This is a genomic window from Pseudomonas lini (genome assembly GCF_964063345.1).
GTDB lineage: Bacteria > Pseudomonadota > Gammaproteobacteria > Pseudomonadales > Pseudomonadaceae > Aquipseudomonas > Aquipseudomonas lini_B.
In genome coordinates this window covers 4,605,538-4,630,953 of the sequence record NZ_OZ061318.1, presented here as the reverse complement: position 1 = coordinate 4,630,953, position 25,416 = coordinate 4,605,538, and the positions used below count along the sequence as shown (strand labels likewise).

At 58.6% G+C, this 25,416-nt stretch carries 22 protein-coding genes and 1 pseudogene; 17 read left to right on the top strand and 6 right to left on the bottom strand.

Annotation, left to right across the window (positions count from 1 at the left end):
* Positions 1-39: 39 nt before the first annotated feature.
* Complete coding sequence (locus tag AB3226_RS20905) at positions 40-1,389, bottom strand: spinster family MFS transporter (RefSeq protein WP_367374438.1); 1,350 nt, start codon at positions 1,387-1,389, stop codon at positions 40-42.
* A gap of 286 nt (positions 1,390-1,675) precedes the next feature.
* On the opposite strand from AB3226_RS20905, the gene AB3226_RS20900 reads away from it, so the two are divergent.
* Positions 1,676-3,958 (top strand): putative bifunctional diguanylate cyclase/phosphodiesterase, encoded by a 2,283-nt coding sequence (locus AB3226_RS20900; RefSeq protein ID WP_367374437.1) that lies wholly within the window; start codon positions 1,676-1,678, stop codon positions 3,956-3,958.
* Here AB3226_RS20900 and AB3226_RS20895 read toward each other — a convergent pair.
* Complete coding sequence (locus AB3226_RS20895) at positions 3,849-4,745, bottom strand: NAD(P)-dependent oxidoreductase (RefSeq protein WP_367374436.1); 897 nt, start codon at positions 4,743-4,745, stop codon at positions 3,849-3,851. The genes AB3226_RS20900 and AB3226_RS20895 overlap by 110 nt on opposite strands.
* Positions 4,746-4,941: 196 nt before the next feature.
* On the opposite strand from AB3226_RS20895, the gene AB3226_RS20890 reads away from it, so the two are divergent.
* Positions 4,942-7,137: a hypothetical protein gene (locus tag AB3226_RS20890; RefSeq protein WP_367374435.1), complete on the top strand. Its 2,196-nt coding sequence runs from the start codon at positions 4,942-4,944 to the stop codon at positions 7,135-7,137.
* Between the two features lie 296 nt (positions 7,138-7,433).
* Here AB3226_RS20890 and AB3226_RS20885 read toward each other — a convergent pair whose 3' ends face one another.
* On the bottom strand, positions 7,434-7,739 hold the full coding sequence (locus AB3226_RS20885; protein WP_367374434.1) for a DUF2288 domain-containing protein: 306 nt from the start codon (positions 7,737-7,739) through the stop codon (positions 7,434-7,436).
* Positions 7,740-8,089: 350 nt separating this feature from the next.
* On the opposite strand from AB3226_RS20885, the gene AB3226_RS20880 reads away from it, so the two are divergent.
* The 9 genes from AB3226_RS20880 to AB3226_RS20840 all read left to right on the top strand — a co-directional run bounded on the left by AB3226_RS20880 (position 8,090) and on the right by AB3226_RS20840 (position 15,725).
* Positions 8,090-9,217, top strand: coding sequence for a branched-chain amino acid ABC transporter substrate-binding protein (locus AB3226_RS20880; RefSeq protein WP_367374433.1), 1,128 nt, complete (start codon positions 8,090-8,092; stop codon positions 9,215-9,217).
* 232 nt (positions 9,218-9,449) lie between these two features.
* Positions 9,450-10,373 (top strand): high-affinity branched-chain amino acid ABC transporter permease LivH, encoded by a 924-nt coding sequence (gene livH, locus AB3226_RS20875; RefSeq protein ID WP_008005854.1) that lies wholly within the window; start codon positions 9,450-9,452, stop codon positions 10,371-10,373.
* Positions 10,370-11,638, top strand: coding sequence for a high-affinity branched-chain amino acid ABC transporter permease LivM (locus tag AB3226_RS20870; RefSeq protein WP_367374432.1), 1,269 nt, complete (start codon positions 10,370-10,372; stop codon positions 11,636-11,638). Before livH ends, AB3226_RS20870 begins: the two co-directional genes overlap by 4 nt.
* Positions 11,635-12,402: a high-affinity branched-chain amino acid ABC transporter ATP-binding protein LivG gene (gene livG, locus AB3226_RS20865; RefSeq protein ID WP_367374431.1), complete on the top strand. Its 768-nt coding sequence runs from the start codon at positions 11,635-11,637 to the stop codon at positions 12,400-12,402. Before AB3226_RS20870 ends, livG begins: the two co-directional genes overlap by 4 nt.
* A complete protein-coding gene (locus tag AB3226_RS20860) occupies positions 12,403-13,104 on the top strand; it encodes an ABC transporter ATP-binding protein (protein WP_367374430.1) in 702 nt (233 codons plus the stop codon). It begins immediately after the preceding gene.
* A 186-nt stretch (positions 13,105-13,290) separates the two neighbouring features.
* Entirely contained in the window at positions 13,291-13,596 is a 306-nt protein-coding gene (locus AB3226_RS20855; RefSeq protein WP_367374429.1) for a DUF2282 domain-containing protein, read from the top strand.
* A 25-nt stretch (positions 13,597-13,621) separates the two neighbouring features.
* A complete protein-coding gene (locus AB3226_RS20850) occupies positions 13,622-14,476 on the top strand; it encodes a DUF692 domain-containing protein (protein ID WP_367374428.1) in 855 nt (284 codons plus the stop codon).
* Positions 14,473-15,234, top strand: a complete 762-nt coding sequence (locus AB3226_RS20845; protein ID WP_367374427.1) for a DUF2063 domain-containing protein — start codon at positions 14,473-14,475, stop codon at positions 15,232-15,234. The genes AB3226_RS20850 and AB3226_RS20845 overlap by 4 nt, the downstream gene beginning before the upstream one ends.
* The gene (locus AB3226_RS20840) at positions 15,231-15,725 is read left to right on the top strand and encodes a DoxX family protein (protein ID WP_367374426.1); all 495 of its coding nucleotides are present in this window, start codon (positions 15,231-15,233) and stop codon (positions 15,723-15,725) included. The genes AB3226_RS20845 and AB3226_RS20840 overlap by 4 nt, the downstream gene beginning before the upstream one ends.
* Before the next feature lie 153 nt (positions 15,726-15,878).
* Here the strand turns inward: AB3226_RS20840 and AB3226_RS20835 are convergent, their stop codons facing one another.
* Positions 15,879-16,793: a LysR family transcriptional regulator gene (locus AB3226_RS20835; RefSeq protein ID WP_367374425.1), complete on the bottom strand. Its 915-nt coding sequence runs from the start codon at positions 16,791-16,793 to the stop codon at positions 15,879-15,881.
* Between the two features lie 105 nt (positions 16,794-16,898).
* On the opposite strand from AB3226_RS20835, the gene AB3226_RS20830 reads away from it, so the two are divergent.
* Positions 16,899-17,498, top strand: coding sequence for a short chain dehydrogenase (locus AB3226_RS20830; RefSeq protein ID WP_007906681.1), 600 nt, complete (start codon positions 16,899-16,901; stop codon positions 17,496-17,498).
* A 16-nt stretch (positions 17,499-17,514) separates the two neighbouring features.
* Here AB3226_RS20830 and AB3226_RS20825 read toward each other — a convergent pair whose 3' ends face one another.
* On the bottom strand, positions 17,515-18,615 hold the full coding sequence (locus tag AB3226_RS20825; protein WP_367374424.1) for an acyltransferase family protein: 1,101 nt from the start codon (positions 18,613-18,615) through the stop codon (positions 17,515-17,517).
* A gap of 134 nt (positions 18,616-18,749) precedes the next feature.
* Here AB3226_RS20825 and AB3226_RS20820 point away from each other — a divergent pair, with 134 nt between their 5' ends.
* Positions 18,750-19,412: a COG3650 family protein gene (locus AB3226_RS20820; protein ID WP_367374423.1), complete on the top strand. Its 663-nt coding sequence runs from the start codon at positions 18,750-18,752 to the stop codon at positions 19,410-19,412.
* A gap of 95 nt (positions 19,413-19,507) precedes the next feature.
* On the top strand, positions 19,508-21,121 hold the full coding sequence (locus AB3226_RS20815) for an NAD(P)/FAD-dependent oxidoreductase (protein ID WP_367374422.1): 1,614 nt from the start codon (positions 19,508-19,510) through the stop codon (positions 21,119-21,121).
* 144 nt (positions 21,122-21,265) lie between these two features.
* Here AB3226_RS20815 and AB3226_RS20810 read toward each other — a convergent pair whose 3' ends face one another.
* Positions 21,266-22,363 (bottom strand): PLP-dependent cysteine synthase family protein, encoded by a 1,098-nt coding sequence (locus tag AB3226_RS20810; RefSeq protein WP_367375822.1) that lies wholly within the window; start codon positions 22,361-22,363, stop codon positions 21,266-21,268.
* A 247-nt stretch (positions 22,364-22,610) separates the two neighbouring features.
* Here AB3226_RS20810 and nhaA point away from each other — a divergent pair, with 247 nt between their 5' ends.
* The 3 genes and pseudogenes from nhaA (at position 22,611) to AB3226_RS20795 (ending at position 25,405) form a co-directional block, all read left to right on the top strand.
* Positions 22,611-23,819 (top strand): Na+/H+ antiporter NhaA, encoded by a 1,209-nt coding sequence (gene nhaA / locus AB3226_RS20805; RefSeq protein ID WP_367374421.1) that lies wholly within the window; start codon positions 22,611-22,613, stop codon positions 23,817-23,819.
* Between the two features lie 100 nt (positions 23,820-23,919).
* A pseudogene (locus tag AB3226_RS20800) lies at positions 23,920-25,143 on the top strand (colicin E3/pyocin S6 family cytotoxin).
* 7 nt (positions 25,144-25,150) lie between these two features.
* Positions 25,151-25,405, top strand: a complete 255-nt coding sequence (locus AB3226_RS20795; RefSeq protein ID WP_367374420.1) for a colicin E3-like toxin immunity protein — start codon at positions 25,151-25,153, stop codon at positions 25,403-25,405.
* The last annotated feature ends 11 nt before the right edge of the window (positions 25,406-25,416 follow it).

The following is a 25,416-nucleotide window of genomic DNA, read 5'->3' as shown; positions in this document are numbered from 1 at the left end:
CCCGAAGCCCTGTGGGAGCGGGCTTGCCCGCGATGGCGGTTAAGCAGTCGCCGCAGCCCCCACAGGCTCAACCACCGCCACCAACCCTTCCTTCATCCGCTTCGCATCCCTTACAAAACACCGCGAGGCCAAAAACAGAAACACCATCGTAAAGAACAATGCCACCGGGATCAGATACATCGCGTCATGCAGGCCGACAGCCTTGTACGCCTCGTTCATCTGTTCGGCCCCCGCCGAGAGCATCGCGCTATGGGCAAAGTGATCCGACAATCCGCCCACCACCACCGGCCCCAATCCGCCACCCAACAAATACAGACCGGCAAAAAACAACGCCATCGCCGTGGCCCGCAGGCGCGGTTCGACCACGTCCTGGATCGCCGTGTACACGCAGGTATAGAAGTTGTAGGCGAACAACCAACCCAAGCTGAACACCGCAACAAATACCCCGATCTCAATGCGTCCAGCGTGCAGCGCCCAGGCGGTGCACACGGTCGAAATGATCAGGCTGAACGCCGCGAACAGCAGCCGCCCATTGGCCACACGCTGGTGAATCTTGTCGGCTATCCAGCCGCCAAGCGTCAGGCCGAACAACCCGGTCACCCCGACGATCACCCCGGTGGCCACTGCTGCGTCCTGCAACGGCATCAGGAAATAGCGCTGCAGCATCGGCACCAGAAACGAGTTGCAGGCATAAGTGGCGAAGTTGAAGCACAGCCCCGCCATCACCAGCCACAGGAAAGTCGGCACCGCCAGCACTCGACGGATCGGCCGGTCTACGCGCTCCTGAGACACTTGCACGCTTTCCGCCGCACCGCGTTTCGGCTCCTTAATGAAGAACATGAAGACCGCCAGGATCAGCCCCGGCACTGCCGCGATAAAGAACGGCGCGCGCCAGCTGTCGAACGCCTTGACCATCCAGCCGATGGTGAAAAACGCCAGCAGTAACCCCAGCGGCAGGCCAAGCATGAAAATCCCCATGGCCCGCGCCCTACGATGAGCCGGGAATAAATCGCCGATCAGCGAGTTGGCGGCCGGTGCATAACTGGCTTCACCGATGCCGATGCCCATGCGCACGATCAGAAAACTCCAGAAACTGCCCACCAGCCCGTTGACCGCAGTCAGCCCGCTCCAGGCTGCCAGCCCCCAACCCATCAACTTGCTGCGCGAACCGGTATCGGCCAATCGCCCCAGGGGCAGGCCGGCAATGGCGTAAACGATGGTGAATGCGGTCCCGATGATCCCCAGTTGAAAGTCGCTGAGGTGCCATTCCATGCGGATCGGCTCGATGATGATGGCTGGAATGGTGCGGTCGAAGAAATTGAACAGGTTGGCCAGGAACAGCAGGAACAGAATGCGCCAGGCATTCGCCGCTTGGGTCGAGTTCTGCATGGGTCCGTCTCTTTATTGTTATTGGGGCTTCACTGCCAACGCATCGAGCCCGGAACCGTCAATCTAGTCAGGCCCGCCAGCGCTGTCTGTAATTATTCGTAATCCTGATACCCCTCTATGGCCACCCATGCGGGCCATGAAACAATTTATTTCCAATCGTTCTAAAAGCCATTCCAAAAACATTGGCACTAATATGCCACCACCTCTTGCGCTCCATGCAAGGCCTCTATACTGCAAGCATTCGCCAGCGTACATGGCGCAGGATGATTCAGAGATGGGGCATGCTATGGAGTGGCTTGGTTTGCATTTCATGACCGGGCTACCGGAGAGCGGGCAGGTCATACTCAATTGCACCCATAACCCTTTTCTGGTGTTGCTGGCTTATCTGGTCGCTTGTGCGGCTGGCTTCGCCACGCTGGACATGACCGAGCGGGTCGGTCATGTGGAAAAATCCGCCTCCCAACGACTCTGGCGCTGGGTCGGTGCCGGGTGCCTGGCAGGCGGTATCTGGGCCATGCATTTCATCAGCATGCTGGCGTTCCAGGCGCCGATCGAAATCCATTACCACCTGCCCACTACCCTGCTCTCGCTGTTGTTCGCCCTGACCGCCTCGTGGCTGGCCATGCACACCCTCAGCCATCCTCAGCTGAATTTCTGGCAATACCTGCGGGCCGCGGTGTGGATCGGCCTGGGCATCGCAACCATGCATTACGTGGGCATGGCCGCCCTGCGATCGAATGCGATGGCCTACTACCAACCCGTGCTGTTCGTGCTTTCCATTGTGATCGCCATCGGTGCCAGCCTGGCCGCCCTGTTGATTTCCAGTCACCTGCGCGATGGCGCCGGCGTGTTTCATCAATTGCTCAAATACACCGCCAGCCTGGTGCTCGGGGCCGGCATCGTCAGCATGCATTTCACCGGCATGGCGGCATTCAACCTGGTGCTGCCCGCTGGCAGCCTTCAGCCGCTGCCCAGCGACAATAATCACCTGCAACTGGGGTTGACGGTGGCGGTGATGACGCTGCTGATCATCGGCAGCAGCATCAGCGCTGCCCTGGCAGACAAAAAGCTGCAACACAAGGAGCATGACCTGCAGCGGGTCAACGCTCTGCTCAGTCAACTGGATCAGGCACGCATGTCGCTGCAACAAGTGGCGCACTACGACCCCCTGACCAACCTGATCAACCGCCGAGGCTTCAACCAGATCTTCGCCGAGAAACTCATTGAGAAAACCAACGAAGGCGGCATGCTGGCGGTGATGTTCCTCGACATCGACCACTTCAAGCGAATCAATGACAGCCTCGGCCATGACGCCGGCGACGAATTGCTCAAAGTCCTGGCCGGCCACATCAAGGCTTCGGTACGCAGTCACGAAGACGTGGTGGCGCGCTTCGGAGGCGACGAATTCTGCATCCTCATCACCCTGTACGACCGTGAAGAAGCGCGGCAAATGGCCCAGCGCATCATGCTGAAAATGAAGGAGCCCATCGAGTTGTCCGGACGGCGCATGGTCATGACCACCAGCATCGGCATCAGCCTGTTTCCGGAAGACGGCAAGACCTGTGAAGAACTGCTGAAAAACGCCGACCTGGCGCTGTACCAGTCCAAAGACTGCGGTCGCAATGCCCTGCATTTTTTCAGTTCAAACCTGAAAACCCGCGCCACCCTGGAGTTGCAACTCGAAGAGGAATTGCGCCACGCCCTGCGCGAAAACACCGGGTTGATGCTGTATTACCAACCCATCTATGACCTGAGAATCGGCCAGGTCACCAAACTTGAAGCACTGATTCGCTGGCAGCATCCGGTTCACGGATTGCTCACGCCGGATCGGTTCATCGCCATTGCCGAAGCCAATGGCCTGATCGCCGACCTGGACAACTGGGTGCTGCGCAAGGCCTGCGAGGACTTGGGCGAACTGTCCCGACACGATTGCGAAGAACTCAAAATCGCGGTGAATTGCTCGCCCCTGAACCTGGCGCGAGAAGAACTGGCCAATGAAATCGAACACGCCCTGCACGCCTTCGGGGTGGCGCCACACCGGCTGGAACTGGAAGTCACCGAGAATGCGTTGATGGGCAATATCAGCAACACCCTGGTATTGCTGCGGCAGATTCGCGCCCTCGGAGTCTCGTTGTCGATCGATGACTTCGGCACCGGCTATTCATCCCTGGCCTACCTCAGGCGCCTGCCATTAAACACGTTGAAGATCGACCGCTCGTTCATTCAGGACATCCCCAAGGCCACCCAGGACATGGAAATCGTCCAGGCCATCATCGTCATGGCCCACACCCTGCATTTACAGGTCGTCACTGAAGGCGTTGAAACCTTCGAGCAATACGACTTTCTTGAACGCCACGGCTGCGATTTCGTTCAGGGCTACCTGCTCAGTCGTCCGGTGCCGCTGGCCGAGTTGCGTCCGGTGCTGGCCGAAATCAATCAGCGCAAGCACATGCACACCGTCAATCCTCTGAGTCTGGCTCGCGGTATAGCTGCACTAGCGTCGACGGATCCTTTTCCAGGAACCCCTGCCCCCCATGGAGGCGCATCAGTTGTGCGGCCAATCCGCTGATCGGTGTGGCCGAGCCTTGTTCGCGGGAGAATTTCACGGCGGTGTCGAGGTCCTTGAGCAGCGTGCGCACGTGCCATTTCACCGGTTCGAAACGGCTTTCGGCCATTTGCGGCGCGAGAATCTGCAAGGGTTTTGAATCGGCAAAACCACCGGCCAACGCTTCGGCGATCAGGCGTGCGTCGACCCCGGAACGCTCGGCCAGGGCCACCACTTCGGCAATGACCAAGGCATTGCAGGCCACGATCATCTGATTGCAGGCCTTGGTCACCTGCCCCGCACCGACGGCGCCCATGTGGGTCACGCGCAGGCCAAGGGTCAACAACACCGGCCGCACGCGCTCAAGGTCTGCCGCTTCGCCACCGACCATGATCGCCAGGCTGCCGGCCTCGGCACCGACCACCCCGCCGGACACTGGCGCATCGAGCCAACTCATACCGGTTTTACTGGCCAATGCGCTTGCCATTTCCCGCGTCGCGGTGGGTTCCAGGCTGGAAAAATCCACCAGCAACTGGCCGCTTTTCGCCCCCTCGGCAACGCCTGCCGGGCCAAACACCACCTCACGTACAACGGCAGTGTCAGCCAGACACAGCATCACCACATCAGCGTGCTGACACAATTCGGCCGGTGTCGCCACTTGCCGTGCTCCGGCCTCGACCAGCGCTACGCACTTGTCGGGGTTGCGGTTCCACACCGTCAGCGGATAACCCGCCGCCAACAGGCGTCGGCACATTGGCAAACCCATCAGGCCGATACCGGCAAACCCCAGCGAAGGTAACGCTGCCATCATTTAGCCTCTTTTTGATTAAAGATCATCGAATATTGGCCGATTCATCATGATTAAGGAAAGGATTCCCCCAGCGATGCTCAGGCCCAAGCCCTGACGCTTGGGCCACATTCGCGCTGCAAAAAGACGCGAGATCTCATTCCGTGATGACTCGATGACACTTGTCGCCGAGCCGACCAGTCCAGGTATATGGCGCACAATGACTTCTAAAAACAATCCGGCCACCGCGGTATCCGACCTGACCCTGAGCCCCGCGGCGAACAGCCCCTCATCGTCGAAGCCATTGACCCCGTCGCGTCCGCTGGCGACTCAGCAATACCTGTACTTCACCGAAACCAATACCGACCGCATTCTCGATAACCTCGACGGCCTGCGCGACATGGTGTTCCCGCGCCCGCCCCATCTGGAAGGCGACAGCGAACAACACAGCGATCAGGAATTCCCGTCGGTGTGCCTGATCGGCCTGGGCCGCTGCGGTTCGAACATCGCGCTGGACGTGGCGGAACTGGTGTACAACGCCCGCAAGTTCTACCTCAACGAATTCAACAACGAAGACCGCCTGTCGCCGGAAAAACGCTACGCCGAAAAGGGCTACAGCCCGGCGCAGTGGATCCGCAACAACCTGCGCCTGGGGTCGAACAAGGCCAGCAAACCGGTGTTCCTGGTCGAGCCGCTGGTGATGCTCGGCGACCTGGACAAAGACATCGCCGGCCGCATCCGTTTCTCGCGCAAGGGCGAAAAAAGCGGCTTTTTGCGCGACTACAGCAAAATGAAAATCATGGACTTGTCGGAAGTCCACGCCGGTGGCGCCGGTAACGCGCCGATCCTCGGCCAGTACCTGGCCAAGATCATCCTGAACAAGGACACCCAGCGGTTCTCCAGCCCTGACTGGAAGATGATTCACTCGTACCTGATCGACAGCTGCGGGATCAAGGCCAACCAGTCGCGCCTGTATTTCTCGATCTTCAGCGCTGGCGGCGGTACCGGTTCGGGCATGGCCTCGGAGTTCGGCCTGGCCCAGCAGCACTCGTACATGAACAAGACGTTCGACACCAAACCGATGGACGAGCACGACAGCAAGAGCGGTCATTCCTTCGTCTTCGAGCCGATCTTCACCAGCGGCATTTGCGTACTGCCGAACATTTCCGATCACCGCAGCGAAATGTCCGAGGCGCTGCACATCAACGCCGGCCGTCTGCTGTGCAAATATCTGTCGGAAGAGTGGGACTTCTCCTACAACTTCGCCAATGAAGACAGCAGCGAAGCCAGCGTCATGGGCCGTATCCGCCCATGGAACGCGATGATGCTGATCTCCAACGACATCATGCGTTATGCCGAAGAAAGCGATGACGGCAACATCCAGAACATTGATGTCAATGCCATGGAAAAGCATGCCAACCAGTACATCTCACAGCAGATCTTCAACATTCTGACGGCGCAGGCGGTCACCACCGACTACGACCAGAACTATTTCCGTCGCGCCGGCATCGACATCGGCGAAACCATTCGGCTAGACGCCAACGACCTGTTCATGAGCCTGGCCGGCCCGGTGGCGATTGCCTACGCCGAATCCGTGGTGCCGGAAACTCCGCCGCCGAGCAGCGACAAGTTCAAAGTGTTCGAGAAAGAGCCACAGCGCCTGAACATCGACGATCTGTTCTTCCGTTCGATCGACCTGCCGCACTTCAACAAGGTCACCCAGGCGATCGAAGGCATCAGCCTGTTGCCGATCGAGTCCAAGCGCTATCGCGCCTCGCTTGAGCAGTACAAGAATTCCGGCTATGACGCAGCCGCGTTGCACGACCTGCACTTCTTCAAGAATTGCTCGTCGGTGGTGTCGATTGTGTCCTTGCCCAAAGACTACAAGCTGTCCTACATGGACCTGAACCGGTTGAAGACGCATCTCAACAGCCTGTTCCCCAACACCACGCTCAAGCGTTATGCGCTAGTGATCGGCGCCTCGGCCAACCTGTCGCTAACCACCCTGATTGCCAAGAGCCCGTGCCTGTCGGACGACTTTCTGACCCTGATCGTCGCCTTCATCAAGCGCTGCTTCGCGAAAAACCCGTATCGCTTCGACGAGACACTGGATAACTCGATCCTGGACTTCATCATCCATGAAGACTTCGACGAAGACCGCATCGACGAACTGCTCAACGAATTCGAAAACCCGGCGAAGATCCTCGATACCAACTGGTACGCGATCAAACCGATGTACGAGAAGAAGTACCGTGAGCTGATCAACGACAAGGACAAGTTTGTCTCGATCAATGACATCCGCCTCTCTCGGGATTGCGTGAAGAAGGCGATCAAGTATCTGCGCGAGATTTACCGTCACCGGATTGGCAAGACCAAGGTTATTTCTTTGAATAACCATACGGGTAAGACCGCTTAAACCGCACTGACCCCAATCGCGGGCAAGCCCGCTCCCACAAGGACTGCGTACTCTTTGAAAAAACGCAGTACCTGTGGGAGCGGGCTTGCCCGCGATGGCGGCGTAAAATTCACCACAAATCCCAACATCCAGAAACAATTAAGCAGCCCATCGGCTGCTCAATAAACTGTTCCCGTTACGTTTACGTCACCCTCGCCAAGACCCTTCTGTGGCCTTTCTCTACGGCAACATGCCATCACGCTACTCGCCTACACACTTTTAACTGGCAAACCAGCGCACCAATCAAGTGCAAGCATTCAGCTCGTCGCCCTTTCCTGGATCAGAATCCACGGCGAAACCACCACGGCCCACAGCTCCGGATCGCGTTCGAAAAGATCCAGCGCCCGCGTTTCAGACAGCTTGGCGACCTTGTCGGCGGCCAGCCAGGCAGCGACTTTCTCGCCTTCATCGGTTGCCACTGCTTCTGCCGCAGCGATCAAATCCAGGCCTGGAGCGACCCACAATAGGGCACCCCGGGCGAAGAACGGCTCCAACTCTTTCCAGGTAATAGATGCGGTCTCACCAAGCAGCTTGGCATAGAGGGTGCTAGGTTCTTGAGTCATGGGTTTCTGTCCGCAAAGAAAATCGACGTGAATGATAACGTCGGTATTGCGCCAGAAAAACCCGGATGCAATTGCGTTACCGATTGAAAAACGTAGGAAAGCCAAGGAATGCTGCTGAATCAAGTATTAGCCAGCTAACATCCCGCCGTGATTCTGTCTTTTTCTTTCAATAAAGCGACACCCTCAGGTTTTGCCCCCTGGCGCCAGCTTCCCAGGCTAACAATCGGCGCTCTACACTGTACCGGTACAGTTGCCGGGGGCATTTTCCGGAGGATATCGACGATATCTGACCCGGTTCTGCTGCTACGGCGCCAGGACTATAAAAACTACAACAGTAAGAGTGGAGCACTATGACTAAGGCTACTAAGCAGATTTCAAAACTGTTTGCCGCTATGGTTCTGGCCGGGGTTGCCAGCCATTCGTTCGCCGCTGACACCATCAAGATCGGCATCGCCGGCCCTAAAACCGGCCCTGTAGCCCAATACGGCGACATGCAGTTCAGTGGCTCCAAAATGGCCATCGAACAAATCAACGCCAAGGGCGGCATCGATGGCAAGAAGCTTGAAGCCGTTGAATACGACGATGCCTGCGATCCAAAACAAGCGGTTGCTGTCGCGAACAAAGTCGTCAACGACGGCGTCAAGTTCGTGGTTGGTCACCTGTGCTCCAGCTCCACTCAACCGGCGTCCGACATCTACGAAGATGAAGGCGTGATCATGATCACCCCGGCTGCCACCAGCCCGGACATCACTTCCCGTGGTTATAAAATGGTGTTCCGCACCATCGGTCTGGACAGCGCCCAGGGCCCTGCCGCTGGTAACTACATCGCCGACCACGTCAAACCAAAAATCGTTGCCGTGCTGCACGACAAACAGCAATACGGTGAAGGCATCGCCAGCGCCGTGAAGAAAACCCTGGAAGGCAAAGGCATCAAGGTTGCCGTGTTCGAAGGCATCAACGCCGGCGACAAAGACTTCTCTTCGATGGTCTCCAAGCTCAAGCAAGCCAACGTCGACTTCGTCTACTACGGCGGCTACCACCCGGAGCTGGGTCTGCTTCTGCGTCAATCCCAGGAAAAAGGCCTGAAAGCCAAGTTCATGGGTCCGGAAGGCGTGGGCAACGACTCCATTTCGCAGATCGCCAAGGAAGCTTCCGAAGGCCTGCTGGTGACCCTGCCGAAATCCTTCGACCAGGATCCGGCCAACATCGCCCTGGCTGACGCGTTCAAAGCCAAGAAAGAAGACCCGAGCGGTCCGTTCGTGTTCCCGTCCTACTCGGCTGTGCAAGTCATCGCCGAAGGCATCAAGGCCGCCAAGAGCGAAGACACCGCCAAAGTGGCTGAAGCCATCCACAAAGGCACGTTCAAAACCCCGACCGGCGACCTGTCTTTCGACGAAAAGGGCGACCTGAAGGACTTCAAATTCGTGGTTTACCAGTGGCACTTCGGCAAACCTAAAACTGAAGTTTCGCCTCAGTAAGGCCTTGCCTGACTGACTGCCAATAAAGCCCACGGCGTGCCGTGGGCTTTGTTTTACGAACGTATTGGGCCGCGCTGGCGTGATCCGCCAGTCTCCCCACCTGAAAATCTCAAAACCGTCATCAGCGGTTCGCTGGCAAACCTCGAATTCGAAGTGGATGCAGATCCATGGGGCTCGAGCGGGAAAATGACTCCACCAGTGAAATGCGTATCAGGTTTTTAGGAGCGCTGTAATGCCTGACATCTATCACTTTTTCCAACAGCTGGTTAATGGTCTGACCATTGGCAGCACGTATGCCCTGATCGCCATCGGCTATACGATGGTTTACGGCATCATTGGAATGATCAACTTCGCCCACGGCGAGGTGTACATGATTGGCTCTTACGTGGCGTTCATCGCCATCGCCGGGCTGGCTATGCTGGGACTCGAGAGTGTCCCGTTATTGATGACCGCGGCTTTCATCGCGACCATCGTCGTTACCAGTGCCTACGGTTACAGCATCGAACGGATTGCCTACCGCCCCCTGCGCGGCAGCAACCGTCTGATCCCGCTGATCTCCGCCATCGGCATGTCGATCTTCCTGCAGAACACGGTTCTGCTGGCGCAAGACTCCAAGGACAAATCCATCTCCAACCTGATTCCCGGCAATTTCGCCATTGGGCCAGGTGGCGCACATGAAGTGCTGATTTCCTACATGCAAATCGTGGTGTTCGTGGTGACCCTGGTCGCCATGCTCGGCCTGACGCTGTTCATCTCCCGTTCTCGTCTGGGTCGCGCCTGCCGCGCCTGTGCCGAAGACATCAAGATGGCCAACCTCCTGGGTATCAACACCAACAACATCATCGCCCTGACCTTCGTCATCGGTGCCGCACTGGCGGCCATCGCGGCCGTGCTGCTGAGCATGCAATACGGCGTGATCAACCCGAACGCCGGTTTCCTGGTCGGCCTCAAGGCCTTCACCGCAGCCGTATTGGGCGGTATCGGCAGCATCCCCGGCGCGATGCTCGGCGGGCTGGTGCTTGGGGTGGCGGAAGCCTTTGGTGCCGATATCTTCGGCGACCAGTACAAGGACGTCGTGGCGTTCGGTCTATTGGTCCTGGTGTTGTTGTTCCGGCCAACCGGCCTGTTGGGCCGTCCGGAGGTTGAAAAAGTATGACTAGGAATCTTAAACAGGCGTTGTTCAGCGCCTTGCTGGTGTGGGCTGTTGCCTACCCGGTACTCGGTCTGAAACTGACTATTGTCGGCATCAACCTCGAAGTCCATGGCACCAGTACTGCAACGCTGATCACCATCGCCGTATGCTCGGTGCTGATGTTCCTGCGGGTGCTGTTCGACCAGCAAATCAGTTCGGCCTGGAAAGCCTCGCCCAACCTGCCGGTGATGCCGGCCAAGGCCAGTACCTTCCTGACCCTGCCGACCACCCAGCGCTGGATCATCATTGCGCTGATCATCGGTGCACTGGTGTGGCCGTTCTTCGGCTCCCGCGGGGCGGTGGACATCGCTACCCTGGTGCTGATCTACGTGATGCTCGGCCTGGGCCTGAACATCGTGGTCGGCCTGGCCGGCCTGCTCGACCTCGGTTACGTCGGTTTCTACGCCGTAGGCGCCTACAGCTACGCGCTGCTGTCGCACTACTATGGCCTGAGCTTCTGGATCTGCCTGCCGATCGCCGGGATGATGGCGGCCACGTTTGGCTTCCTGCTCGGCTTCCCGGTACTGCGTTTGCGCGGTGACTACCTGGCCATCGTGACCCTGGGTTTCGGTGAAATCATCCGGCTGTTCCTGCGTAACCTGACCGACCTCACCGGCGGCCCGAACGGCATCAGCAACATTCCCAAGCCAACGCTTTTCGGACTGACCTTCGATAGAACTGCCGCAGACGGACTGCAGACCTTCCACGAGTACTTCGGCCTGACCTACAACCCGGTAAACAAGGTGATCTTCCTTTACCTGATCGCGGTGTTGTTGTCGCTGTTCGCCCTGTTCGTCATCAACCGTCTGCTGCGCATGCCCCTGGGCCGTGCCTGGGAAGCGCTGCGTGAAGACGAAATCGCCTGCCGTGCGCTGGGTCTCAATCCTACGATCATCAAGCTGTCGGCCTTCACCCTCGGTGCTGCGTTCGCCGGTTTCGCCGGTAGCTTCTTCGCCGCGCGCCAAGGCCTGGTGACACCTGAATCCTTCACCTTCATCGAATCGGCGACCATCCTCGCCATCGTGGTGTTGGGCGGCATGGGCTCGCAACTGGGCGTTGTGCTCGCCGCTACGGTGATGATCCTGTTACCGGAAATGATGCGTGAGTTCAGTGAATATCGCATGTTGATGTTCGGCGCCTTGATGGTGCTGATGATGATCTGGCGTCCTCAAGGTCTGCTGCCGATGCAACGCCCCGAACTTAAATTAAGAGCGGAGCTGCGCAAATGAGCCGTGAGATCCTGAAAGTAGAAAATCTGAGCATGCGCTTCGGCGGCTTGCTCGCGGTCAACGGCGTAGCCCTGAGCGTGAAGGAAAAACAGGTCGTGGCACTGATCGGCCCCAACGGCGCCGGCAAGACCACCGTGTTCAACTGCCTGACCGGTTTCTACAAACCGAGCGGCGGCAGCATCCTGCTGGACGGCGAAGCGATCGAAGGCTTGCCCGGCCACAAGATCGCCCTCAAAGGCGTGGTACGTACCTTCCAGAACGTGCGGCTGTTCAAGGACATGACCGCGGTCGAGAACCTCTTGATCGCCCAGCACCGTCACCTGAACACCAACTTCCTGGCTGGCCTGTTCAAGACCCCGGGGTTCCGCAAGAGTGAGCGCGAGGCCATGGAGTTCGCCGAGTATTGGCTGGACAAGGTCAACCTCAAGGCGTTCGCCAACCGTCCGGCCGGCACGCTGGCCTACGGTCAGCAACGTCGCCTGGAAATCGCTCGCTGCATGATGACCCGCCCACGGATCATCATGCTCGACGAACCGGCCGCCGGCCTGAACCCGAAGGAAACCGAAGACCTCAAGGCGCTGATCGGCATGCTGCGTGAAGAGCACAACGTCACCGTGCTGCTGATCGAACACGACATGAAACTGGTCATGAGCATTTCCGACCACATCGTCGTGATCAACCAGGGCACGCCTCTGGCCAACGGCACGCCGGAACAGATCCGCGACAATCCTGAAGTGATCAAAGCCTACCTGGGGGAAGCGTAAATGCTGCAGTTCGAAAACGTTTCCACCTTCTACGGCAAGATCCAGGCACTGCACAGCGTCAACGTCGAAGTCCGCCAGGGCGAGATTGTGACCCTGATTGGCGCCAACGGTGCCGGCAAGTCGACCTTGCTGATGACCCTCTGCGGTTCGCCGCGAGCCCACAGCGGCAGCATCCGCTACATGGGCGAAGAGCTCGTCGGCCAGGACTCGTCGCAGATCATGCGTAAAAGCATCGCCGTGGTCCCGGAAGGTCGTCGGGTGTTTGCCCGTCTGACCGTGGAAGAGAACCTCGCCATGGGCGGATTCTTCACCGACAAGGGCGACTATCAGGAACAGATGGACAAGGTCCTCGGACTTTTCCCACGCCTGAAAGAGCGCTTCGCCCAGCGCGGCGGCACCATGTCGGGCGGTGAACAGCAAATGCTCGCCATCGGCCGTGCACTGATGAGCAAGCCCAAGCTGTTGCTGCTTGACGAGCCATCGCTGGGCCTGGCACCGATCATCATCCAGCAGATCTTCGACATCATCGAACAACTGCGCAAGGACGGTGTAACGGTGTTTCTGGTGGAGCAAAACGCCAACCAGGCCCTGAAAATCGCTGACCGTGCCTACGTGCTGGAAAACGGCCGGGTGGTGATGACAGGGACAGGTGAAGCGCTGTTGACCGACCCGAAAGTGCGCGAAGCGTATCTTGGTGGTTGAGCCTTGGCGGTAAACAAAAAAACGGCCTTCGCGGCCGTTTTTTTATGCCTGGCACAAACCTGATAACAATGAAGTATTTTTTTGAGTTTTTTTCGTTGAGGCTGTAACGCATCACCCTGTCGTTTCTCTAGAGCAGTAAGCAAGCACAAACGCTTGCCAATCCAAGCTCAATTTCGGAGAAACATCATGACTGCTACCACCCGCACCCTGTCCGCCACCGCCCTGGTTCTGGCCCTCGGTTCTGCCCTGAGCATTGCCGCTGTCTCCACTGCCCATGCCGCTGACGCCAACATGGAAAAATGCTTCGGCGTGGCCATGAAAGGCAAGAACGATTGCGCCGCAGGCGCTGGCACTACTTGCGCCGGTACCGCAAAAACCGACTACCAGGCCAATGCCTGGAAACTCGTCCCTAAAGGCACCTGCGCCACCACGATGAGCAAAACCTCGCCAACCGGTTTCGGCCAGATGGAAGCCTACAAAGCCAAGTCGTAATCAGAACCCAGCCTGAGTGTCGACCATGAACCATTCATCTTCCGGGCTCCCGCCCCGCTCCGGGCTGGGGCTCAAGACCGAGCACTTTCGTGAAGTGCTCGGTGCACAACCGGACATCGGTTTCTTCGAAGTCCACGCCGAAAACTACATGGTTGCCGGCGGCCCGTTTCATCATTTTCTGGGGTTGATCCGCGAGCAATATCCGCTGTCGTTGCACGGCGTTGGCCTGTCCATTGGTGCCGACGGTCCGCTGGATAGTCAGCACCTGCAAAGGCTTGCCGTACTGATCGAACGCTATCAACCCCAATCCTTTTCCGAACACCTGGCCTGGTCCAGCCATGGCCCGGTGTTTCTCAATGACCTGCTGCCCCTGGCCTACGATGCGCCGACGCTGAACCGCGTCTGCGAGCACATCGATCAGGTGCAGAGCACCCTCAAACGTCCGATGTTGCTGGAGAACCCGGCGACGTATCTGGCGTTTCAGCGCTCGACAATCGATGAAGCCGACTTCATCAGCGAAGTCATTCACCGCACTGGCTGCGGCCTGCTGCTGGACGTCAACAACGTCTACGTCTCCTGCATCAATCATCAAAGAGATCCACTGGCCTACATCGACGCGCTGCCGCTGCATGCGGTGGGAGAGATTCATCTGGCCGGGTTCGCCGAAGATACGGACAGCCTCGGCGACCGTCTGCTGATCGACGATCACGGCGCGCCCATCGATCACGCGGTGTGGGCGCTGTACAGGCAGGTGCTGGAGCGAATTGGCCCGATCGCCACGTTGATCGAGCGCGATAACCAGTTACCGGCCTTCAGCGTGCTGCATGCCGAAGCCCGTCAGGCCGATGAGTTGCTGCATTACGCGGGGGGCCGGCAATGAGCACTCAAGCCGCGTTTGCCGCCGCCCTGCTCGATCCGCAACGGCCCTGCCCCGATGGTTTGCTCAGTGCCAATGGCGCCGATCCCGCCAGCCGTTTCGCGGTGTATCGCAACAATGTGCAGAGTTCGCTGATCAATGCCCTGGCCGACAGTTACCCCGTGGTTTCGCAGTTGGTGGGCGATGAATTCTTTCGGGCGATGGCCGGGCTGTATGTGCAGCGTTGCCCGCCTCAAGGCCCACTCATCAACGATTACGGCAAGGACTTCGCCGAGTTCATCGACAGCTTTGAACCGGCAGCCAGCGTGCCTTATCTGGCCGATATGGCACGGCTGGAGCGCTTGCGCGTTCAGGCCTATCACGCCGCCGACGCGCAGCCCCTGAGCCATGAGCAGATCGCTGCCGCGCTGTCGGACCCGCAGGCGCTGAGCGAGCTGACGGTGGGGTTTCATCCCTCCCTGAATCTACTGACTTCAGCCTTCACCGTGGTTGCGATCTGGGCGGCGCATCAACAGGACGCGACGCTGGCCGGAATCGACCTCGACCACGGGCAAAACGCGCTGGTGTTGCGCAATGGTCTGGAGGTTGAGGTTTTCGCCATCGACCACGGCGCCAGTACCTTCATTCAGCACCTGCAAAACGGCCAATCCTTGACCCAAGCGTTAGAGACAGCGCCCGCCTTCGACCTCAGCCAAACCCTGGCGCTGCTGATCAGCCACAACGTCATCACCCATTTTCACCACAATCAGGTATCGCCATGAACACCCATCGGAACCCCATCGCCCGCGTCATCGCGCTGCTGGAAAAAATCCCCCACAGCCTGATCGCCTTTATCGCGCGCTTTTCCATTGCCGCGGTGTTCTGGAAGTCCGGGCAAACCAAGGTGGAAGGTCTGGCCATTGACTTGATCGACGGCACCTTTCAACTCGGCGTACCAAGGCTGGCGGACTCGACTATTGCGTTGTTCCAGAGCGAATATCACCTGCCACTGCTCTCCCCGGAACTGGCGGCGCACCTGGCGGCCTTCGCCGAGCATTTCTTTCCAGTGCTGATTCTGATCGGCTTCGCCACACGTTTTTCGGCGGTGGCACTGCTGGGTATGACGCTGACTATTCAGCTGTTCGTGTACCCAGATGCCTATCCGACTCACGGCACCTGGGCGGCGGTGTTGCTGTACTTGATGGCGACCGGGCCGGGCAAGTTGTCGATTGATCATCTGATTGCCAAGCGTTACGCCCACTCCAGACAATGAAGCCCCACTGTGTGAGCGAGCTTCTGTGGCGAGGGGGCTTGCCCCCGTTGGGTCGCGAAGCGGCCCCAAAAGCTTTGCGACTGCTTCGCAGCCGAACGGGGGCAAGCCCCCTCGCCACAGAAGCCCGCTCCCACAGGGTTGCGTGGTGAGACGCTATCGTTGAAGCCGATCCAATGCCTCGCCGCTACGCTTGAACCAACCCATCAAATAATCCGCCAGCACTTGGGTGCGTTTCGGCAAACCACCCTGATACGGGTGCACCAGGTACATCGGCATGCTGCGAGTCTGATAATCGCGCAGGAGCCATCTCAAACGCCCGTCAGCCAATTCCTCTTGCAACAAATAGGACGGCAAACGCGCAATGCCCGCATCCGCCAGCGCGGCTTTCTTCAAGAGGTTGTAATGGTTGCTGGCGAACGGCCCCGACACCCGCACCCGCAGTAACTCGTGCTGTTGGTGATAGAGCCATTCTTCGCGACCGCTGTAATGGCTGTTGAGCAGGCAGCGGTGTTCCGCCAGGGCCTGAGGCGTCAGTGGTTCACCGAATCGCTCAAGGTACGCAGGGCTGGCGCAGGTCATCTCGTGCCAGGCCAACAGCGGTCGGGCGACCAGGCGTTCATCGTTGGCCACTTCCGAACGGATCGCCAGGTCGAAACCGTCCCGGGACAGGTCGCGGTAGTGATTGTTGAGCTCCAGTTCGATCTGCACCTCGGGGTACTGCCGGGAAAACTCCAGCAGTGCGCCGTCAAAGAAGCTTTCCCCCAATGACACCGGAACCGTCATCCGCACCGGGCCAGCCATGTCGTCTTTCAATCGCGCCAAGGCCTGACGCGCTCGCTCGACATGAATCACCAGCGCCTGGGCTTGCGGCAACAGCGCCGCGCCCGCTGCCGTCAGACTCAAACGTCGAGTGGTGCGTTGCAGCAACACCACCGAAAAACGCATCTCCAGCAGGCTGATGCGCTTGGACAATTGGCCTTTGCTGCAACCCAATTGCTGGGCTGCCAAGGTGAAACTGCCTGCTTCAATCAACACCGCAAACGCCGCCAGGTCATCCATCTCGCTCATGGATTGTTTCCATTTGAAAACCAAAGGTTGCCTATTAGCACGCTTATCAATGGAAAAAACCACTCTAAACTTGAATTTCAATCCAACCCATTCAGGTACAGCACGATGAAAATTCTTTTGATTGGCGCCTCTGGCACCGTCGGCTCGGCGATTGACCATGAACTGTCCCAGCGCCACGAAATCATCCGTATCGGCCGTAAAAGCGGTGAGTTTCAGGTCGACATCAGTGACAGTGCCTCGATCCGCAAATTGTTCCAACAGACCGGCAACTTCGATGCGTTGATCTGCGCCGCTGGCAGCGTCAACTTCGTGCCGCTGGCGACCATGACCGAACAAGACTTCGAGCTCGGCTTGCGGGATAAGCTGATGGGTCAGGTCAACCTGCTGCTGATCGGCCGGGAATTCGCCAATGACGGTGCATCATTCACCTTCACCACCGGCATCCTCAGCCACGATCCGATTCGTACCGGCAGCTCGGCCTCCCTGGTCAACGGCGCCCTCGACAGCTTCGTCCGCGCTGCAGCGATCGAACTGCCGCGTGGCTTGCGCATCAACTCGGTCAGCCCGAACGTGCTGGTGGAAGCCATGGGTAGCTACGCCCCGTACTTCCGTGGTTTCAAACCGGTTCCCGCCGCCGAAGTGGCGCTGGCCTACGCCAAAAGCGTAGAAGGCTTACAGACCGGCCAGACTTACCGCGTCGGCTAAACACCCTTTTGCGACGTTACTGGCGAGCGATTTCGCCGCTCGCCAGGCGCTCGCGCCCGAACTGTCTCAGCCACTGCTGCATCGGTCGTTCGAACAAGCGATGGCACAACAGACTGGTCCCGATCAGTACCGCGAAGAACAGCAGCAACGTCCACGGCTGATAAAAGACGCTACGCCCCGGGAAGAATTTATCGGCAAGCAGCGCGGCGATGATTTGCAGGGGGAAGTGCAGCAAATAAGAGGCATAGCTGATATCGCCCAACCAAGCCAAGCGCCGGGCGGCCGGTTCCAGCAACTGATGACAGGCTGCAATGGCCATGATCGTCAGTGGAAACAACAGCGCAAACTTGATCAACGGCTGATCGGCGCCGAACAGCCACCACCCGGTTACACAACCTATCGCCAAACTACTTCCTGCCCAACGGGCGGGTGCCCGTTGCAGCAACCACGTCACCAATAGGTAGCCAATGCCACCGCAGAAAAAACTGAACACTCCCAAGGTGATTTTGTAGTGCGATGGAAACAGGTAAGCGGCCACAGCGATCGATAAAACGCTGATCAATGCTGGATGGGGCGAATAACGCCACAGCAGGAAGAAAGCGGCGTACAGCATCGCTTCAATAGAGATGGACCAAGCCGGGCCGTTGAATGACCAGCCTTGCTCCAATCCCCACGCAGGGGCGAGAAGAACATTCAACACGCCGTGATAGAGATCGTTGAACGGATAAACAAAAGCGTTTCCCGTATACCGCGTGTAGACCATCTGCAACAGCGCAACGCTGACGAATGTTGCCAGATGCAATGGATAGATACGGCTGAAACGCTCGATGAAAAACTGTTTTCCAGTCAGCTCCCGCTGCGCCACCGCATGACCGAATAGCCAAAAAAAGATGAACCCGGACAGGCTGAAAAACAACGCAACCGCATCGCCACCGTGCCGATAAAACAATGAGAACGCATTGTAAAAAGGTTGCTGTTCAATCTGCAGTGGACCCGGTAACGCCCCTTGAAAAAAGAAGTGCTGCCAATGCCAGAACACTACTGCCAATGCCGCGATACCGCGCAGTGCATCCAGTGCATACAGACGTTTGGGGAAAATAGACAGGTGTTGGTTCATGCAAAATGGAGCCCGATCCTGGACAAGTGCGCCACTATGCTGTGACGCACCTGGCAACTCAATCCCTTGCACACAAGCCTTGTGATCACAGGCTTGCCTGAGTAACGTGGCGACACTTGTCTGGAGACTAAAAGATGCGTGTTGCCCGTTCCATGGTGCTTGTTGCCCTGCTTCCGCTGTTCGCCGCCTGCCAGTTGCTGGATGGCCCGCGCGAAAGTGCCTCCCATGTGGGCCAGACCCGTATGCAAGGCCAGTTGACGGCGGCCGACGGCAAGTTACTGTTTCAGCCGTGTAATGAGCAGCGCAGTTATGTGGTCAACGACACCGGCGGCACCAGCGTCCTGCAAGAGGCCGCAACCCTGGCCGATGATCAGGGCAAGTTGTTTGCCGACGTACGTGGCCGGATCGCCAATGGTGCCGATAGCCGGCTCGATCTGGGGCAGCTATACCGCGTCGAGCGCTCAGGTACGGCGTGCGACGATCCCAATTTCAAACTGCTGATACTGCGTGCCGCCGGCCATGGTCCTGAATGGAACGTCAAAGTCAGTGGCAAAGGCATGGTCATCGACCGCGCCGGTCAGCCACCCTTGGCCCTGCCGTACGTTGAAGAGCAACTGGGCGATGGTCGCTTCAACCTCAGCACCGAAGCCAATAACCAGCGCATCGAGCTCTGGGTCGCGCCGCAACGCTGCGTCGACAGCAGCAGCGGCAGCGTGCAGCACATGAGCGCCGAGCTGCGCATCGATGGCCAGGTGCAACGCGGCTGTGGGTATTTCGGCGGATCGCGTAACGACTGATCGTTTTAGCCTCACGGGAATCATTCTTTGGGGCTTATAATCGCGGGCTTCACACGCCTTGGCGCAGTTGTGCGCCCCGCGAACCGGATCCCGTCATGTTACGAATCACCGAACTCAAGTTGCCGATCGACCATCCCGAAGAAGACCTGCGCCCTGCCATCGTGCTGCGCCTGGGCATCGCCAGTGATGACCTGCTCGATTTCACCTTGTTCAAGCGCAGCTACGATGCGCGCAAAAAGTCCTCCGAACTGTGCTTCATCTACACCATCGACCTCAACGTTCGCGATGAGGCGTCGGTACTGCACACATTCGCCGATGACCGTAACGTCAACGTGGCGCCGGATGTCAGCTACAAAGTAGTCGGCCAGGCGCCGGCTGATCTTGAGCAACGTCCTGTCGTCGTGGGTTTCGGCCCATGCGGAATCTTCGCCGGCCTGCTGCTGGCGCAGATGGGCTTCAAGCCGATCATTCTCGAACGTGGCACCGAAGTGCGTCAGCGCACCAAGGACACCTGGGGCCTGTGGCGCAAAAGCGTGCTCAACCCCGAATCCAACGTGCAATTCGGTGAAGGCGGCGCGGGTACGTTCTCCGACGGCAAGCTCTACAGCCAGATCAAGGACCCGAAATTCATCGGTCGCAAAGTCTTGCACGAGTTCGTCAAGGCCGGCGCGCCGGAAGAAATCCTCTACGTCAGCAAACCGCACATTGGTACATTCCGTCTGACCGGTGTTGTGGAAAACATGCGTGAGCAGATTCGCGCCATGGGCGGCGAAGTGCGCTTCCAGCAACGCGTCACTGACGTCTTGATCGAGGACGGCCAACTGGTCGGCGTCGAGCTCAATGGCGGCGAGCAGATCCATTCGAAACACGTAATTCTGGCCCTCGGCCACAGCGCGCGGGACACCTTCCGCATGCTCCACGGCCGTGGCGTGTACATGGAGGCCAAGCCGTTTTCGGTGGGTTTCCGCATCGAGCACCCACAATCGCTGATCGACCGCGCGCGCCTGGGCAAATACGCCGGGCACCCGAAACTCGGCGCTGCCGATTACAAACTGGTGCACCACGCCAGCAACGGTCGTTCGGTCTACAGCTTCTGCATGTGCCCGGGCGGCACCGTAGTGGCGGCGACCTCCGAGCCGAACCGCGTGGTCACCAACGGCATGAGCCAGTACTCGCGTAACGAGCGCAACGCCAACTCCGGGATCGTCGTCGGGATCACCCCGGAAGTCGATTATCCAGGTGGCCCACTGGCTGGCATCGAGTTGCAGGAACGCCTGGAATCCCACGCCTTTGTGTTGGGCGGCAGCAACTATGAAGCACCGGCACAATTGGTCGGTGACTTCATTGCAGGCAAACCGTCGACCGAATTGGGCAGCGTCGAGCCGTCCTACAAACCGGGCGTTGCCTTGGGCGATCTGGCCCTGGCCTTGCCGGCATTCGCCATCGAAGCGATACGCGAAGCCTTGCCAGCGTTCGAGAAGCAGATTCGTGGCTACTCGCTGCACGACGCGGTGTTGACCGGGATCGAGACGCGCACATCATCGCCGCTGCGGATTACCCGTAACGAGTCGATGCAGAGTCTGAACGTGAAGGGCTTGTTCCCGGCCGGTGAAGGCGCGGGTTATGCGGGCGGGATTCTGTCGGCGGGCGTCGACGGGATTCGGATTGCAGAAGCTGTGGCCCGTGACATCCTTGGCCTAGAGGCCTGACACGAAATCACCGAAATAACACAAAACCTGTGGGAGCCGGGCTTGCCCGCGATAGCGGTGGATCAGTCAACATTTCTGTTGAATGTGAATTCGCCATCGCGGGCAAGCCCGGCTCCCACAAGGGTCTTCAGCGTCTGAAAGATCTTAGATATTGGCGCGCAACACGCTGGCCGGCAGCGGCTCGCCGCGCTCGACACTCGCCGCCACGGCATCCAGCAAACCACTCAACTCATACCCTTGGGCCTTGAGCCAGGCCTGATCGTAATAGGTGGTGGCATAGCGCTCGCCGCCATCGCACAGAATCGCCACGATCGACCCCGACTCCCCCGCCGCCACCATCTGCTGGGCTGCCACCAAGGCACCGATCAGGTTGGTCCCGCTCGATCCGCCAACCCGTCGCCCCAAATGCTGCGCCAGGTAATGCATGGCCGCCAGCGACAACGCATCCGGCACTTTGACCATCGCATCGATCACCTTGGGCAGGAACGACGCTTCCACTCGCGGCCGACCAATGCCTTCAATCCGTGACCCGCAATCCAGACGCAGGCTGGCATCGCCGGTCTGGTAATAATCGAAGAACACCGAACGCTCCGCATCGGCGCACAGCACGCGGGTGCAATGCTGGCGATAGCGCACGTAACGGCCGAGCGTCGCGGTGGTGCCGCCGGTGCCGGGGCTGGAAATCAGCCAGCTCGGTTCCGGGTGCTGCTCGAAACGCATCTGCTGGAAGATCGATTCGGCGATGTTGTTGTTCGCCCGCCAGTCGGTGGCGCGTTCGGCGTAGGTGAACTGGTCGATGAAGTGCCCGTCATGTTCGCGAGCCAGGCGTTCGGACTCGGCGTAGATCTGCGTCGGATCGTCCACCAAATGACTCTTGCCACCGTAGAAAGCGATCTGCGCGATCTTTTCCTTGGACGTGGTCGCGGGCATCACCGCAATGAACGGCAACCCCAGCAAGCGGGCGAAGTACGCCTCGGAAATCGCCGTCGAACCGCTGGAGGCTTCGATCACTGGCGCACCGGGTTTGAGCCAGCCGTTACACAGGGCGTAGAGGAACAACGAGCGCGCCAGCCGATGTTTCAGGCTACCGGTGGGATGGCTCGACTCATCCTTGAAATACAACTCGATGCCCGGCAACCCCGGCAGAGGCAAGGGGATCAGGTGGGTATCAGCGCTGCGCTGGAAGTCGGCCTCGATGATCCGGATGGCTTCGCGGGCCCACTGTCGGTTGTCGCTCATGATGGTTTTCTCGTTGAATCAGGCAAGAGTCGGCCTTGTCGCAAGGCTCAGCCCACAAGCTTAGGAAAGAACCTACATCATGCACAGATACAGCTGAGGTCCAATACGTCCGGCAACTGCTAGGCTCAGGCCTTTGCTGACCGTCCGCGTTGTAACGACATATAACAAAAAAGAATATAACTTTTGTTTTAACAACTAACGGTACGGGTTAGGGTGTGCCACCTTTTGAATTCATCGATGGAGAGCGACCTTGCCTCTGCGTAGCACGTTCACGCGTTTCTTTCAGTTGGAAGCTGCCAGCGGTCTGTTATTGATCGCCGCGGCCGCTCTCGCCCTGATCATAAACAATTCATCGCTGTCGTGGCTCTATAGCGGCCTGCTGGACACCCCCGTGGTGGCTCAGATCGGCGCGCTGAAAATCGCCAAACCGCTGCTGCTGTGGATCAACGATGGCCTGATGGCCCTGTTCTTCCTGCTGATCGGGCTGGAAGTGAAGCGCGAAGTCCTCGACGGCCAACTGTCGAAACCATCGCAGATCGTCCTGCCCGGCGCGGCGGCGATTGGCGGCATGGTGGTGCCGGCGCTGATTTACTGGTTCCTCAATCGCGACAACCCGTCCGCCTTGGGTGGCTGGGCCATTCCGACCGCCACCGACATCGCCTTCGCCCTCGGCGTACTGGCCCTGCTGGGCAAACGCGTGCCGGTATCGCTGAAACTGTTCCTGATGACCCTGGCGATCATCGACGACCTGGGCGCGATCATCATCATCGCGATCTTCTATTCCGGCGCGTTGTCGACCTTATCCCTCGCGTTGGCTGCGGCCTGCATCGCGGCCTTGGTCGGGATGAATCGACTCGGCGTGGTCAAGCTTGGGCCGTACATGATCATCGGGCTGATCCTCTGGGTCTGCGTGCTCAAGAGCGGCGTGCACGCCACGCTGGCCGGCGTGACGCTGGCCTTCTGCATTCCACTGCGCACGAAAAACGCTGAACCTTCGCCGCTGCTGACCCTGGAACATGCCCTGCACCCGTGGGTGGCCTACGGCATCCTGCCGCTGTTTGCCTTCGCCAACGCCGGCCTGTCACTGAGCGGCGTGACCGTCGAAAGCTTCACTCACGACGTGCCGATGGGCATCGCCGTCGGCCTGCTGCTGGGCAAGATGGTCGGCGTGTTCGGCCTGACCTGGCTGGCGGTGAAAATCGGCATCGCTACCCTGCCCCAAGGCGCCAACTGGGGCCAGGTACTGGGTGTGGCGATCCTCTGCGGCATCGGTTTCACCATGAGCCTGTTCGTCGGCTCCCTGGCCTTCGTGCCCGGCAGCAGTGAATACGCCGGGATGGATCGAATGGGGATTCTGACCGGCTCGATACTGGCGGCATTGATCGGTTATGCGGTGACGGCGGCGGCGAGTCGCAAGAGCACTGCACCTGTTTTCCTGAGCGAAAAAGAACACTCTTAACGACATTCAGGATTCGTCCTACAGCCACGATTAGCCACGTTCGTTAACGTCGCGCAACCCTCTTTCGGGGGTTGCCGATGGACGAGCGAAAGGACAATCAGTGGTTGGCAACAAGGACATCCCGCGGGTTAAAAACCCACCATCAGGCGACGGGCATCACGTCACCCACCGCTACATGACGGCCACCGAACTGGCCGAGCGCGACGCCAGGTAAAACGCCTACGACGCCATGCTGGCGAGGCAGCAGGCCTTCGAAGACAGCCTTCAGGTCACGGCAAAAAAGGACGACGTTGTCCGCGTGGGATGCGTGTTCGCCAAGTCCTGCAAACTGCCCGATGCAATCATCGACTACACGAATCCCTCCAGCGTTGTTCCGACTGACAGCCTGAAAGACTACGGCGAACTGGTTCTGCTTGGTGCTCGTGAGGCCGATGAAAGTGGCGTCGTACCGCTGAAGAAAATCAGTGGCACGGCCATTCCAGCAGGTTTCGGCAGCTTTGCTTTGACCGGCTCAGCGTTCGCCGCACTGCCCGCAGTTGCAGCCAGTACCGCTGCGGCCACCCTGGCAGGTTTGGTGGCCCTGGTCATACCGTCGAGCCTTGGCGACAGCTCGCTCTACACCGAAGACCAACTGCGCGCCCTTAAACAGGCCCGCACTCGCGTTCGCCTGCGTGTCGAGCAACAGGCTGACGGCAGTCTGAAGGGATACGGGTTCTATACCGGCAAAAACCGTGACTGGGAGATGGTCGATGTCGCGCAATTCACCTTGCGTGGCAGTCAGCAGGTGGCTGATCTTGGGGATGGTGTTGAACTGATCTGGACACCGGCCGAGGACGGTTCAAACATCCTCGGCATCCCCGCGCTGGAAGCCGCACCGCAAGCGCCGCATATTTGGGTTTATCCGCCGACGAAGGCGGCTGACAACATCATCGTGAACCCGGTATATCCGCCGGAGTACAAGGATTTCATTCTTGTGTTTCCGGCGGATTCGGGGGTGTTGCCGGTTTATATTGTGGTGAGTAATGCTGGAAGACGAATTCCTAACCCCGATCACGACTATCACTCTGCACCTGAAACAGAGGAAATCACTGGCTTCTCGGGTTTGAAAGAAGCAAAAAAGAAAACCCCACGACAAGGGGGCGGTGGACTTCGAGAGCGTTGGATTGATGCCAAAGGTCGAACAATTTATGAATGGGACTCTTTGCATGGGGAGCTGGAAGCTTATCGGGCAAGCGATGGGAGCCATCTAGGCTCGTTCGACCATACAACAGGCGAGCAAATAGATCCGCCCAAGAAAAACCGCAGCATTAAAAAGTACTTGTGAGGATGGCATGGGACTGAAAGTCAGATTGGATTGGTATGACAAGGAAACGGAAATAGCGGAAGGAAAGGAGTACTCCGCAGACCTTGGCGACGATGGTTCAATCATCGAAGCATTAGGTTTGATGGGAGAAAGCGAGATCTATGATGGAGGATTTGATGTTTTAGCGTCTTGGGTGCCGGAGCTTCAATCTCTGTTCAACCATCAAATTGATATCACCGCTTTTGACTACCAAGTTGCGTTTCGATATCGGCAAGTATGGTGAGATCCAAGGCC